14 protein-coding genes are annotated in these 13,919 nt (G+C 53.0%); 10 read left to right on the top strand and 4 right to left on the bottom strand.

Annotated features, from left to right (window positions below; translation table 11 throughout):
* Positions 1–163 precede the first annotated feature (163 nt).
* Positions 164–823: an FtsH protease modulator YccA gene (gene yccA, locus INT84_RS03555; protein WP_194205642.1), complete on the top strand. Its 660-nt coding sequence runs from the start codon at positions 164–166 to the stop codon at positions 821–823.
* A 91-nt stretch (positions 824–914) separates the two neighbouring features.
* Complete coding sequence (tusE, locus tag INT84_RS03550) at positions 915–1,244, top strand: sulfurtransferase TusE (protein ID WP_176920751.1); 330 nt, start codon at positions 915–917, stop codon at positions 1,242–1,244.
* On the opposite strand, the gene yccX is transcribed toward tusE, so the two are convergent.
* Positions 1,241–1,534 carry an acylphosphatase gene (gene yccX / locus INT84_RS03545; RefSeq protein WP_194205641.1) on the bottom strand — a complete coding sequence of 98 codons (294 nt, stop codon included), beginning with the start codon at positions 1,532–1,534 and terminating at the stop codon, positions 1,241–1,243. The genes tusE and yccX overlap by 4 nt on opposite strands.
* A gap of 151 nt (positions 1,535–1,685) precedes the next feature.
* Here yccX and rlmI point away from each other — a divergent pair, with 151 nt between their 5' ends.
* Positions 1,686–2,876, top strand: coding sequence for a 23S rRNA (cytosine(1962)-C(5))-methyltransferase RlmI (gene rlmI / locus INT84_RS03540; RefSeq protein WP_194205640.1), 1,191 nt, complete (start codon positions 1,686–1,688; stop codon positions 2,874–2,876).
* 61 nt (positions 2,877–2,937) lie between these two features.
* Positions 2,938–3,255: a heat shock protein HspQ gene (hspQ, locus tag INT84_RS03535; RefSeq protein WP_176920689.1), complete on the top strand. Its 318-nt coding sequence runs from the start codon at positions 2,938–2,940 to the stop codon at positions 3,253–3,255.
* Positions 3,256–3,306: 51 nt separating this feature from the next.
* Here the strand turns inward: hspQ and INT84_RS03530 are convergent, their stop codons facing one another.
* Positions 3,307–3,720 (bottom strand): CoA-binding protein, encoded by a 414-nt coding sequence (locus tag INT84_RS03530; RefSeq protein WP_176920688.1) that lies wholly within the window; start codon positions 3,718–3,720, stop codon positions 3,307–3,309.
* A 176-nt stretch (positions 3,721–3,896) separates the two neighbouring features.
* Here INT84_RS03530 and mgsA point away from each other — a divergent pair, with 176 nt between their 5' ends.
* Positions 3,897–4,355, top strand: coding sequence for a methylglyoxal synthase (gene mgsA / locus INT84_RS03525; protein WP_176920687.1), 459 nt, complete (start codon positions 3,897–3,899; stop codon positions 4,353–4,355).
* A 4-nt stretch (positions 4,356–4,359) separates the two neighbouring features.
* Here mgsA and helD read toward each other — a convergent pair whose 3' ends face one another.
* Entirely contained in the window at positions 4,360–6,414 is a 2,055-nt protein-coding gene (helD, locus tag INT84_RS03520) for a DNA helicase IV (protein WP_194206104.1), read from the bottom strand.
* A 222-nt stretch (positions 6,415–6,636) separates the two neighbouring features.
* On the opposite strand from helD, the gene yccS reads away from it, so the two are divergent.
* The 3 genes from yccS to INT84_RS03505 all read left to right on the top strand — a co-directional run bounded on the left by yccS (position 6,637) and on the right by INT84_RS03505 (position 11,013).
* Complete coding sequence (gene yccS, locus INT84_RS03515) at positions 6,637–8,772, top strand: YccS family putative transporter (protein ID WP_194205639.1); 2,136 nt, start codon at positions 6,637–6,639, stop codon at positions 8,770–8,772.
* A 324-nt stretch (positions 8,773–9,096) separates the two neighbouring features.
* Positions 9,097–10,368 carry a PTS sugar transporter subunit IIC gene (locus INT84_RS03510; protein WP_194205638.1) on the top strand — a complete coding sequence of 424 codons (1,272 nt, stop codon included), beginning with the start codon at positions 9,097–9,099 and terminating at the stop codon, positions 10,366–10,368.
* Positions 10,369–10,410: 42 nt separating this feature from the next.
* Entirely contained in the window at positions 10,411–11,013 is a 603-nt protein-coding gene (locus INT84_RS03505) for a hypothetical protein (protein WP_194205637.1), read from the top strand.
* Between the two features lie 94 nt (positions 11,014–11,107).
* Here the strand turns inward: INT84_RS03505 and INT84_RS03500 are convergent, their stop codons facing one another.
* The gene (locus INT84_RS03500) at positions 11,108–11,722 is read right to left on the bottom strand and encodes a TfoX/Sxy family DNA transformation protein (protein ID WP_194205636.1); all 615 of its coding nucleotides are present in this window, start codon (positions 11,720–11,722) and stop codon (positions 11,108–11,110) included.
* Positions 11,723–11,939: 217 nt separating this feature from the next.
* On the opposite strand from INT84_RS03500, the gene sulA reads away from it, so the two are divergent.
* Together sulA and ompA are read left to right on the top strand one after the other, a co-directional pair.
* Positions 11,940–12,449 carry an SOS-induced cell division inhibitor SulA gene (sulA, locus tag INT84_RS03495; RefSeq protein WP_194205635.1) on the top strand — a complete coding sequence of 170 codons (510 nt, stop codon included), beginning with the start codon at positions 11,940–11,942 and terminating at the stop codon, positions 12,447–12,449.
* 352 nt (positions 12,450–12,801) lie between these two features.
* A complete protein-coding gene (ompA, locus tag INT84_RS03490; protein WP_176920680.1) occupies positions 12,802–13,857 on the top strand; it encodes a porin OmpA in 1,056 nt (351 codons plus the stop codon).
* Positions 13,858–13,919: the final 62 nt, after the last annotated feature.

Genomic DNA, 13,919 nt, shown 5'->3' with positions numbered 1-13,919 from the left:
CTTTTCCTGAGATCGCTTATTCATCCTGCCCGGAACCTGATTCGTATTATTTTATTCTGTGCAGAAAACCGTAAAATGAGTAAAGATGGGTAAAACCGATATGCCGTTAGGCTTTGATTTTCTATTATTCTTGCTAATTACATCTGTCATAAGAGAGTGACTCATGGATCGTTTTATTACCGTTTCCCGAGAGAGTTCATCGCTGCTTAGCACGCATAAAGTGCTACGTAATACCTATTTCCTGCTGAGCCTGACGCTGGCGTTTTCAGCGATTACCGCCACGGCGAGCACGCTGCTGGCGCTGCCGTCGCCGGGCCTGATCCTGACGCTGGTCGGCATGTACGGGTTAATGTTCCTGACCTACAAGCTGGCTAATCAGCCTTCAGGTATCCTGGCGGCTTTCGCGTTTACCGGCTTCCTCGGCTATATCCTTGGGCCAATCCTTAACGCCTATCTCTCCGCTGGCATGGGAGATGTGATCGGGATGGCGCTGGGCGGTACGGCGCTGGTGTTCTTCTGCTGTTCCGCTTATGTGCTGACCACGCGCAAAGATATGTCCTTCCTCGGCGGTATGCTGATGGCGGGGATCGTGGTGGTACTGGTGGGAATGGTAGCCAATATCTTCCTACAGCTTCCGGCGCTGCACCTGGCAATTAGCGCGGTGTTTATTCTGATCTCATCGGGCGCGATTCTGTTCGAGACCAGCAACATTATTCGCGGCGGTGAAACCAACTATATTCGTGCGACCGTCAGCCTGTATGTTTCGCTGTACAACATCTTCATCAGCCTGCTGAGCATCCTGGGCTTCGCCAGCCGGGATTAACAGGTAATATGCTGTCACCAGGCCCCGCTTATGCGGGGCTTTGTTTTTTGCTACACTGCCGCCAGTTTACCGAATGACATTGTGAAAGATGATGCTTAACTTTGCAGGCCATGACATTGAAACCGATAGCGAAGGCTATCTGAAGGATACTCATCAGTGGAGCGAAGCACTCGCTGAAGTGATTGCCGAGCAGGAAGGAATTGCGCTCTCAGCGGAACACTGGGAAGTGGTGCGTTTTGTGCGCGCCTTTTATCTTGAATTTAACACTTCACCGGCGATTCGGATGCTGGTCAAAGCGATGGCGAATACCTTTGGCGAAGAGAAAGGCAACAGCCGCTATCTCTATCGCCTGTTTCCGAAAGGTCCCGCGAAGCAGGCGACAAAAATTGCCGGCCTGCCTAAACCGGTGAAATGCATTTAATAGCGAATGCTGAATTTGGTCCATGACGGATCGCCCTGAGAGGGTTCAGTCAGAACCTTCTCCACCCTGGCGCTGCGCGGACCACCCGCTTTCAGCCATGCCAGTAATTGCTCTACCCGCTCACCGTCGCCACAGGCCACCACTTCCACGCTGCCGTCATCCAGGTTACGTGCGTAGCCGGTAAGCCCCAGCTTTTGCGCTTCATGCTGAGTGGTATAGCGAAACCCAACGCCCTGCACCATGCCGTGAACCCAACATTTTACGCAGCGGGTCGATTTTTCATCAGACATAATAACCTCACTGTTCAAAAACCTCAGGCTAAGTTTAACAGCACATGCTGGATTGCAGGATACTGAAGGTGGGTTTCGCTTAACGCGTTGCAATTTCCGGGCGAAGTCGGGAAAATGCGCCAAATTTCTTAATTCGACAGAAAAGTAAACTATGAGCGTACGTTTAGTGTTAGCGAAAGGGCGCGAGAAATCGCTGTTGCGCCGCCATCCGTGGATTTTTTCCGGTGCCGTTGCCCGTATGGAAGGCAAGGCCAGCCAGGGTGAGACCATTGATATTGTCGATCATCAGGGCAAATGGCTGGCACGCGCCGCGTATTCTCCCGATTCACAGATCCGCGCCCGCGTCTGGACATTCGATCCGCAGGAGTCGGTGGATATCGACTTTTTCATTCGCCGCCTTCAGCGTGCGCAGACCTGGCGTGACTGGCTGGCGAAACGCGACGGGCTGGATGCCTGGCGTTTAATCGCCGGAGAGTCTGACGGTCTGCCGGGCGTGACCATCGACCGCTTCGGCAATTTCCTGGTGCTGCAACTGCTGAGCGCCGGAGCAGAATATCAGCGTGCAGCGCTGATCTCGGCGCTCCAGTCACTGTGGCCGGAATGTGCAATTTACGATCGCAGCGATGTGGCGGTGCGTAAGAAAGAGGGTCTGGAGCTGACGCAGGGGCCGGTCACCGGCGAGCAACCGCCTGCCCTGCTGCCAATTCAGGAACATGGCATGAAGCTGCTGGTGGATATCAAAGCAGGCCATAAAACCGGCTATTATCTCGATCAGCGCGACAGCCGTCTGGCAACCCGTCGCTATGTCGAAAATGCGCGCGTGCTGAACTGTTTCTCCTATACCGGCGGCTTTGCGGTTTCCGCATTGATGGGCGGTTGCCGTCAGGTCATCAGCGTCGATACCTCACAGGAAGCGCTGGACGTGGCGAAGCAGAACGTTGAGCTAAACCAGTTGGATCTCAGCAAAGCTGAATTTGTGCGCGATGACGTATTCAAACTGCTGCGTAAATATCGCGATAGCGGCGAGAAATTTGACGTGATCGTAATGGATCCGCCGAAGTTTGTTGAAAATAAAAGCCAGTTACAGGGTGCCTGCCGTGGCTATAAAGATATCAATATGCTGGCGATTCAGCTGCTTAACCCCGGCGGCGTACTGCTGACCTTCTCCTGCTCCGGGCTGATGACCACCGATTTATTCCAGAAAATTGTCGCTGATGCCGCAATTGATGCCGGACGTGATATACAATTTATAGAGCAGTTCCGTCAGGCCGCCGATCACCCGGTGATTGCTACCTATCCAGAAGGACTTTATCTGAAAGGCTTTGCCTGTCGCGTCATGTAACTTGAAAAAGGGAAATTTTGCCCCACATAACCTGTAGAGCAATTTTCCCCTGGAGGTGACAATGATTGCCAGCAAATATGGCATTGGTCAGCAGGTTCGCCACACCCTGCTGGGCTATCTGGGCGTTATTGTGGATGTCGATGCTGAGTATTCCCTTGAAGAGCCAGCACCTGAAGAACTTGCGGTCAATGACGAGCTTCGCGCCGCGCCCTGGTATCATGTGGTAATGGAAGACGACAGCGGCCAGCCAGTGCATACCTATCTCGCCGAAGCGCAGCTTAGCGGTGAGATGCTGGAGGAGCACCCGGAACAGCCTTCGATGGACGAACTGTCCCGCACCATCCGTCGCCAGCTTCAGTCGCCCCGACTTTGCCACTAAACTCCGTATATGAAAAAGCCCGCCCGGTTCACACCGCGGCGGGCTTTTTACTTATTTCGCCAGGCCCAGGCGAGGAATTTCAATCGCCGGGCAGCGATCCATCACCACGTTCAGACCAGCATCGCGTGCCAGCACCGCCGCCTGTTCGTTAATTACACCCAACTGTAGCCACAGGGTTTTGGCCCCCACGGCGATGGCCTCCTGCGCGACGCCCCATGCGGCTTCTGAATTACGGAAAACATCGACCATATCGATTTTCTCCGGCACATCGGCCAGTGTTGCATAGCCTTGCTGCCCCAGAAGTGTACTTCCCGCCACTTTAGGTGAGACCGGAATAACGTGATAACCCTGGTCCAGCAGATATTTCATGACCCGATAGCTGGGCCGGTCGGGCTTATCGCTCGCGCCCACCAGCGCGATGGTATGTGTTGACGTCAGAATGCCTGCAATATCGTGCTCTTTCATCTTATCCTCCGGGCAGTTTCAGCCAGTGTACGATAATCCTGGCAGAGCCACTACAAAACCCCCAGGGAGACGTCTGAAAATCGCTGCTTCGAATAATTCACATTTTTTGACGGTGTGGCTTGCAGCCGCAATCACTTTCAGTACTCTGTAAGCAAATTACACTACGGATATTTACCATGGAACTCACAACACGCTCTCTCCCGCCGCGTAAGCATATTGCGCTGGTGGCCCACGACCATTGCAAAACCACGTTGATGAAATGGGTGCAGCGCCACCAGCCTCTGCTGGAGCAGCACGTTTTATATGCCACCGGGACGACGGGTAATCTGATCCAGCGGGCAACCGGGCTTGAGGTTAATGCCATGCTCAGCGGCCCGATGGGCGGCGATCAGCAGGTCGGCGCGATGATTGCGGAAAGCAAAATTGACGTACTGATTTTTCTCTGGGACCCGTTAAACGCCGTGCCGCACGATCCGGACGTGAAGGCGCTGTTGCGCCTGGCAACGGTCTGGAACATTCCGGTGGCGACCAATGTCTCGACCGCCGATTTTATTATTCAGTCGCCGCAATTCAGCGACAGCATTGATATTCTGATCCCCGATTATCAACGCTATCTTGCCGAACGCCTGCAATAGGCCCTCAGGGTTTTCGCGCGACCGGTACGTCAAGCTGCTTTAATGCCTCAACAAAGCTGGACGGCCGGTCTTTATTAAACAGTAACCAGACGCGCTGACGTGCCCGGGTAATCGCCACGTACAGCAGACGACGCTCTTCCGCATCGGGGTAATCCTCTGGCTGGGGAAGCAGCGCCTGCTCCATCACCGACTCGCGTGCGGGTGCCGGAAAACCCTCCTGCCCCTCCTCAAGCCCGAGAATAATCACGTAATCTGCCTGCTGGCCTTTACTGGCATGAATGGTCATAAACCGTAAATCCAGGTTTGGCCAGCGGGTAGCAGCCTTTTCCAGAACCGTCGGTTTCAGATGATGGTAGCGTGCCAGCAGCAGGATCCGCTCTTGCGGTGTGGCATAGCCGCTGAGCTTGTCCAGCAGTGCATCAAGCTGCTCTTCCGCCATTAGCGTGACCGCTTTTTTATCGCCCGTCTTCAGGCTGTGAAGCGGTTTTTTAAGCTGGTGCGGGTTTTGCTGGATAAAACGGTTGGCAACCTCACCGATACGTCCGTTAAAGCGATAAGTGGTATCCAGCGCGCAGCGATCCCCTTCACCGAAGTAGTGATTAAAGGCGGTAGTTAAGGTCATTTGCGCACCGCTGAAACGATAGATAGCCTGCCAGTCGTCACCGACTGCAAACAGCGTCGTTTGCGAGTTTTGCTTGCGTAATGCCGCCAACAATGCAGCGCGTTGCGGCGAGATATCCTGAAACTCATCGACCAGGATGTGCTTCCACGGGCTAACGAAACGCCCTTTTTCCAGGATGTTGATGGCCTGATGGATCAGCCCCGAGAAATCCACCGCGTTCTCTGCTTTCAGCGCTGTCTTCCACGCTTTCAGCAACGGGGCCATCAGCTTAATACGACGGCTAAACAGATCGCGCACCTCCTCTGGCGCAGCGGCGATCATGTCTGTCTGCGCCCCGCCGTGCATCCGCATCAGGCTTACCCAGCGGTCAAGACGGCTCCCCATCCGCCGCAGCACGCTTTTGTCATTCCAGAAGCTGCCTTCCGGTAGCTCCCACGCCATTTCCTCTTCCAGCCACTGCCGCCAGCCTTTAGCCTGGGCTTTTTTCTCCTGACACTGCTGCTGCCAGGCGTCGGTAAACAACTTCTGGCGTGCAGATGAATCGTTCTCCAGCTTGCTGACTTGCGGAACCTTTTTGCTTCCCTGGCGGATAATATGCAGCGCCAGCGAATGAAAAGTGCGCGCGGAAATCTCTTCGGTATGTAGTCGTTCGCGGATGCGCTCATCCATCTCTTCAGCGGCCTTGCGACCAAACGCCAGCAGCAATATTTGATCCGCCGCGGCCTCACCGCGCGCCAGCAGCCAACCGGCCCGCGCCACCAATACCGAGGTTTTACCGCTCCCCGCCCCGGCTAATACCAGTAATGATTGTTCGCCATTCACCACCGCCCGTGCCTGCGCCGGATTCAGCGGAGAGCTTTCTACCTGCTCAAAGAAGTCTGCATACTGGCTGAGCATGGTGTCGGTGAAGGTCTGGTTATGCGCCAGGCGGCAGCTTTCACTATCTTTCAGCCATGCCTGACACTGCCGCCACGGCTCACGGCAGTTATCAAAGCTATCAAGACGGCTGGTGGGCACCGGCAAGGCATCAAGCGCGTTACGGATCTGCTGCTGAAGCCCCTGCGTCTGCTGACGCGTCAGCCATTTGCCTTCACCGCTGCTGCGGGCAATGTCGTCTAATTGTTCGTTAAGCACCTGAGCGGCAATCTCGCTCATCTGCGCGCTCCACGCGTCCCAGAGCGAAATCAGATGGCTGTGGAAGCGCTGCGTTTCACTCCACTCGGTCCCATGCAGGCGCACCACTTTATCTTCCGGCAGCACAAATTCCAGTTCGCCCCAGACCAGGCCGCGCTTACAGCGAACTGAGATTAACTGATTGAAAGGAATAAGATATTCATGACGTTCCCCAGAGACTTTCACCCCGGCGTGCAGAATTTCCACCCGATCATAGGGATGCTGCGCCATGCGTTTGCCCAGCGATGTGGCTTTCAGTTCCATGCGACGTTCGACCCTGACAATACCTGTTGTCACCCAGTTTAACCGTCAGATACCGGGTGCTCCAGCCAAAAAAACGTTACAATCATCGGGAACGATTATTCCCATAGTTTTACTGAGGCTGTATGTGCACCGTCCTGAATATCCTCAATTTTGTTCCGGGAGAGGCTGTAGTTGCCCTCCTTTGGCCTGCAACCTCGCTTTCAGCACAGGATCGCTAACGCTATGCTCAGCCCTCTGATACGCCGTTTTACCGGCAACAGCGTCTGGCTTTATAACGTCAGGATCTTTATCGCCCTGTGCGGCACCGTCTCTCTGCCCTGGTGGTTGGGAGAGGTTAAATTGACCATCCCACTGACGCTGGGCGTGGTGGCAGCGGCGCTGGCTGATCTTGATGACCGGCTTACCGGGCGGCTGCGTAATCTGGCGATCACCCTGGTGAGCTTTTTTATCGCCTCCGCGTCAGTGGAACTGTTATTTGACTGGCCGTGGCTGTTTGCAATTGGCCTGACCATCTCCACCAGCAGTTTTATTCTGTTAGGCGGGCTGGGGCAGCGCTATGCCACTATTGCCTTTGGCGCGCTATTAATTGCCATCTACACCATGCTTGGCGTGTCGCTGTACGAACACTGGTATCAGCAACCGCTACTGCTGCTGGCGGGAGCCGTCTGGTATAACCTGTTGACGCTCAGCGGGCACCTTATTTTCCCCATCCGGCCATTGCAGGATAACCTCGCCCGCAGTTACGAGCAGTTAGCGCACTATCTGGAGCTGAAGTCCCGGCTGTTCGATCCGGATATCGAAGAGGAAAGCCAGGCCCCGATGTACGATCTGGCACTGGCCAACGGGCAACTGATCTCGACCTTAAATCAAACCAAAGCCTCACTGCTGACTCGCCTGCGTGGCGACCGGGGACAGCGCGGCACGCGGCAAACACTGCACTATTATTTCGTCGCTCAGGACATCCACGAGCGCGCCAGCTCCTCGCACATTCAGTATCAGACGCTGCGCGACAGTTTTCGCTACAGCGATGTGATGTTTCGTTTCCAGCGGCTGCTGTCGATGCAGGCGCAGGCTTGTCAGCATCTCGCCCAGGCTATTCGCATGCGCACGCCGTGGCAGCACGATCCGCGTTTCGAAAAAGCGTTTATCCATCTTGATGCCGCCCTGGATCGGGTACGCGCCTCGGGCGTGCCGGACGATCAGGTCAAGGCGCTGGGCTTTCTGCTCAATAACCTGCGGGCGATTGATGCGCAGCTGGCGACCATTGAATCCGGGCAGCCGCAGCCGCAATCCCACAATGAGACCGAAAATCTGCTGGCCGATGACCGACTGCACGGCTTCAGCGATATTCGCACGCGATTAGCCCGCAACTTCACGCCAGAGGCCGCGCTATTTCGCCATGCTGTCCGCATGTCGCTGGTGCTGTGTGTCGGTTATGCATTTATCCAGTTTACCGGCCTGCATCATGGCTACTGGATCTTATTGACCAGCCTGTTCGTCTGCCAGCCAAACTACAACGCCACGCGTCACCGGCTGGCGCTGCGGGTCATCGGCACCATCATTGGCGTGGCGATTGGCCTGCCGGTACTGTTTTTCGTGCCGTCGATTGAAGGGCAACTGATTCTGATCGTGCTGACCGGCGTCCTGTTTTTTGCCTTTCGAAATGTGCAGTATGCCCATGCGACGATGTTTATTACCCTGCTGGTCCTGCTGTGCTTTAACCTGCTCGGTGAAGGATTTGAGGTCGCCCTGCCGCGCATTTTCGATACGCTTATCGGCTGTGCTATCGCCTGGGCGGCGGTGAGCTTTATCTGGCCAGACTGGCGGTTTCGTAATCTGCCGCGCGTGCTGGAGCAGTCGATTAACGCCAACTGCCGCTATCTCGATGCCATTCTTGAGCAATACCATCAGGGCCGTGATAACCGTCTGGCCTACCGCATTGCGCGCCGTGACGCTTACAACCGCAACGCGGAACTGGCGTCGGTGGTGTCAAATATGTCAACCGAACCCGACGCCTCCGCTGAGCTGCGGGAAAACGCCTTCCGGCTGCTGTGCCTTAATCATACCTTTACCAGCTATATTTCGGCGCTGGGGGCACATCGCGAGAAGTTAAGCAGCGACGAGGTGCTGGCGCTACTGGATGACGCGGTATGTTACGTTGATGATGCCTTTCACCATGCGCCGGACGACGAACCCCGCGTGCGTCAGGCGCTGGACGATCTCACCCGGCGTATTCACCATCTGGAGCCTCATACCCGCAGCACCGAGCCGCTGGTTCTGCAACAGATTGGGCTGCTCATTGCGTTGCTTCCTGAGATTAATCGCTTGCAGCAACAGGTTACGCCGCCTTCTCAATAGCCGTCGATCCGCGCCTGACATTTTCCGGTCAGGCGCGTGAACACGCTTAATATAACCTGCCACCAAACTTAATCGCATTAATAACATTGATGATTCACCTTATGCGAAAAGGCCAATAACAAACCGACTAGGAAAATTAAATTTACGTCGTTTTCATTTCTCTATTTTAACAATACAACAGCGTATTTATCACGGCGATCCTTTTATGGACGGCATCTGCATTATCATTTGCAAAATTTCCGCTCCTTCGGTATACAGAGAAAACACGTTTACAATAATAATACATTGAGTGAATGGGAAAGCGTCTTTATAAAAGGATTTAATATGAGTTTGTCAGCATTCCAGGAAACATTACAAAAATTTCTCGTGCCGGTTGCCAATAAGATTGCGCAGCAAAAACACTTACAGGCGATTAAAGATGGCATGATTGCTATCATTCCCGTTATCATTGTGGGTTCATTCTCGTTATTACCTATTGCCATTAAAAATCTGTTGGGCACAGGCCCGGCGGCAGACTTTATCGGCGCGCATCTGCACGGCCTGACGCTGGCCAGCCAGTTTACGACCGGGCTGATTTCACTCTACGCTGCCTTTTTTATCGCCAATGCTCTGGCGAAACTTTATGGTATTTCGTCACTGATTACCGGCATTTCCACTATTATTATGCATGTCATGTTAAGTGCTGCCATTACTGACGGTAATTTAAGCACCGCTTATCTCGGGGCTGAAGGTCTTTTCACCAGTATTGTTTCCGCCATCGTTACGGTTGAAATTACCCGTATTATGATCCAGCGTAAGCTGGTTATTAAAATGCCTGACAGCGTACCGCCGATGGTGATGGAAAGTTTTTTAGCCCTGCTGCCATTAATTGTCACCGTTATTTTAGCGGCGGCGGTTTCAGTGGGTATTGTCTCATTAACCGGGCAACCTTTCCCACAATGGCTAATGACCATTCTGGCACCGGCCGTTAATTCAATGGATACCTTACCGGCGATGCTGATTATTATTTTCCTGACTCAGCTATTGTGGTTTTTCGGGCTTCATGGGCCGGCAATCACTTCCGCCGTCTGGGTCCCTTTTGCCGTAACCTATGGCGCGGCGAATATTGCCGCCTACGGTGCAGGGCAACCGGTCGAGCATTATTTTACCTTTGGCTACTACTACGCTCTGCTTCAGGTGTCGGGCTCTGGCCTGACGCTCGGCCTGGTGCTCCTGATGTTTTTTTCCCGCTCGAAAAACCTAAGTTCAATGGGCAAAGCGGCCATCGTACCGTCCTGTTTTGGCATCAATGAACCGGTCATTTTTGGCACACCGATCATACTGAACCCCTGGCTATTTATTCCCTTTGTCTTCGGTCCGCTGGTAGTGACCTGCATGTGTTACTTTGCGATAAGTACAGGCCTTGTTGGTCACCCGATAGCCGAGCCGCCAGGCTTCCTGCCGCCTGGCGTCGGTGCTTTTTTGATGACGCTGGATATCAAAGCAGTGCTCCTGGTCGCGGTGTGTCTGCTTCTCATGACGGCGTTCTACTATCCCTTCTTTAAAGCGATGGAAGCGGAGGAGTTGAGGAAAGAGAACGCGGCCTCGAAGGTGTAAAAGAGCTGATGGAATTTACTCAAAGATAAGAGGAAAAAAACAATGGCCTACAATATTTGGTCTGAATTAAAAACCAAAAATGATTTTCCAGCGGATGAGATCATCTCGGCGCTACAGAAGTCCATCCGTCGCGGTCTGGTCGAAGACGCCTGTCGATTTGCTTACGAGCTGTACATTACCTCTCCCCTGCTGCTGGATAAGCTGTGGCGCAGGCTGCTGGCTATTTCGGTTGAGGATATCGGTTTTGGTAATCTGGATGCGGCAGGGCTGGTTCAGAATCTGTGCGAAATGCGTAAAAACTTTCCTTATGATGATGGCGATCAGCCCATCTTTTTTATCCACGCCATTCGTGTTTTATGCAGCAGCGAGAAAGACCGCTCCAGTGATTTGCTGAAGAACATCATCATTAAAAGCGTGGCCATGGGAGAGCTGCCGGTGATCCCCGATATTGCGCTGGATAAGCATACCCGACGCGGCGTGGCGATGGGCCGGGATTCACTGCATTTCTTAAATGAAGCCTCCACGGTCATCCCGCAGCTTAAGGTGGATAATGATTACAAAGCGCGATACGTCAAACTACTGGAAACCTACGATCCACAGCGCGTTGTCCCCGGATCGTTCACTTACAGCAGCACCCAATATTAATAAAACGCGCGGGTAGCCTTAAAGGGCGGCACCCCTGACGCATGCCGCCCGCAACGATTGCCGATCACCGTGTCAATACAGGCCAGGCTAGCCGTTAATCATTGCTGAGTTCTGGCAACGTATTAAACCAGTCCGTCAGCTGTTGACGTCGTTGCACGGTAAGCATGGCTTCGTGCATACCGGCGATAGCGCCTTCCAGTGCATAAAGCAGCCTGACCGACAGATACCGTTTCTTTTCCCTTATCTTTAACCACGCCAGTTCTGCGCCCAGCGCACGCAGGTCTTCTTCGGTACGGATCCCCACCTCCATCAGCAGCATTTCAAGATGAAAGGTAATATTCGGCAGGTCCTTCAATCTTTTGATGCCCCCGCGGCGAACTTTTTCCTGTTGCGCGGCCTGAAGTGAGAATGAACTTAGGTGCAAAAGCGTCTGGCGGTCGCTCCAGAGCGCGTCGTCAACCCGGTAATAATTCAGCAGGATCGGACGCCCCCTTTTCTGAAGCGTAAGTAACGAGGTGGGATGATTAACCCGATAGGGTGCACTTTGTTCACAAACTCGCAGGTACAAATCCCCTTCAGCCACCATCGCAAAGACCGTGTTATCTATCGCCAGACTATATCCGCCAAACAGCGCCCGATAGCGGACAGTTCCCAGCGGCGAAAGATATTCTTGCGACTGATAAATCCGTTTGTATGAGATATTGCTCATGATTATTCCTTAAAAATCATGTATATAAACTATAAATTTTACTAACGGATCCGCTAATCAGGAAAATAGGCAACTTCACGTCTCGCGGCAAGATGAATTTCACAATCTACAGAACTGAAGTTCAAATTTGCGAGTCGCTTTCAGAAAATGAGGTTGATCTTTATACGTGGCAGGGGTACTGTATATGCATACAGTAACTCACAGGGCTGGATTGATTATGTACACTTCAGGTCATGCAAATCGTACCTCTTCATTTTCGACAACGTCTACCGCCGGGGCTTACTCCGCGACTGAGCCATCCTCAATGGGTCTTATCAGCGAAATTGTCTATCACGAAGACCAGCCCATGATGACGCAACTTCTGCTATTGCCTCTGCTACAGCAGCTGGGCCAACAATCTCGCTGGCAGCTTTGGCTCACCCCTCAACAAAAGCTGAGCCGTGAGTGGGTTCAGGCGGCGGGTCTCCCCCTGACTAAAGTTATGCAGATTAACCAGCTGTCTCCGTGCAATACGCTGGCGTCCATGATCCGCGCATTACGCACCGGAAACTACAGCGTGGTGATTGGTTGGTTATCTGAAGAGTTAACGCCTGATGAATATTCACTTTTGGCGCAGGCAGCAGAAGAAGGTCATGCGATGGGGTTTGTTATGCGTCCCATTCGAGGGGGGGATCGTAACGGCAGACACTCAAGTGGGTTAAAAATTCACTCAAATTTGTATCATTAATCGCAATTAAGAATTTTCCTGGCAAATATTTTAAATTGTTGGCAACCTTTTTATTGTACTAGCAAATTTCGCGACAAAGCTTGTCTGGTGCGGTTTCCCGCATTGTCTCCAGTCCAAAAATGACACACAAATGTTTCATATTATGTTCAGCAACCTTTTTTTTTCATATGCCTGACAGAGTTCACACTTGTAAGTTTCCAACTACGTTGTAGACTTTACATCGCCAGGGGTGCTCGTCTTAAGCCGTTAATAACGGCAGCGTAATTAATAAGTCGCGCCCCCGGTGAAGGATTTAACCGTGAGTTTCTTTGAATATTCATGGCGATTTTTGGATGATAACGAGGCGCAAAAAATGAAAAAGACAGCTATCGCGATTGCAGTGGCACTGGCTGGCTTCGCTACCGTAGCGCAAGCCGCTCCGAAAGACGAAACCTGGTATACTGGTGCTAAACTGGGCTGGTCTCAGTACCATGACACCGGTTTTATCCCGAATGATGGCCCGACCCACGAAAACCAGCTTGGCGCTGGCGCTTTCGGTGGTTACCAGGTTAACCCGTACGTTGGTTTCGAACTGGGTTACGACTGGTTAGGCCGTATGCCTTATAAAGGCGACAACGTAAACGGTGCTTTCAAAGCACAGGGCATCCAGCTGACCACCAAACTGAGCTACCCGGTAGCTGACGACCTGGACATCTATACTCGTCTGGGTGGTATGGTTTGGCGTGCAGATGCTAAAGCTCAGTCTCGCGTAAGCGGCGACACCTTCAAAGATCACGATACTGGCGTTTCTCCGGTATTCGCTGGTGGTCTGGAGTGGGCTGTGACTCGTGATGTTGCTACCCGTCTGGAATACCAGTGGACCAACAACATCGGCGACGCTAACACCGTTGGTACTCGTCCGGACAACGGCCTGCTGAGCGTAGGTGTTTCCTACCGCTTTGGTCAGGAAGAAGCTGCACCGGTAGTTGCACCGGCTCCGGCTCCGGCTCCAGAAGTACAGACCAAACACTTCACGCTGAAGTCTGACGTTCTGTTCAACTTCAACAAAGCTACCCTGAAACCGGAAGGTCAGCAGGCGCTGGATCAGATGTACTCCCAGCTGAGCAACCTGGATCCGAAAGATGGTTCTGTCGTGGTTCTGGGCTTCACCGACCGTATCGGTTCTGACGCTTACAACCAGGGTCTGTCCGAGAAACGTGCTCAGTCTGTTGTTGACTACCTGATCTCTAAAGGTATCCCGTCCAACAAGATCTCCGCACGTGGTATGGGTGAATCTAACCCGGTTACCGGCAACACCTGTGACAACGTGAAAGCTCGTGCTGCGCTGATCGACTGCCTGGCACCGGATCGTCGCGTTGAGATCGAAGTTAAAGGTATCAAAGACGTTGTAACTCAGCCGCAGGCTTAAGTTATCGTCCAATAAAAAACCCCGCGCTGCGGGGTTTTTTTTATGTCTTTCGCACAGTTTGC

This window comes from Superficieibacter sp. 1612_C1 (assembly GCF_015234305.1).
GTDB lineage: Bacteria > Pseudomonadota > Gammaproteobacteria > Enterobacterales > Enterobacteriaceae > Superficieibacter.
Note: the sequence above shows the minus strand (reverse complement) of the source record. Positions and strands in the feature narration are given on the sequence as shown.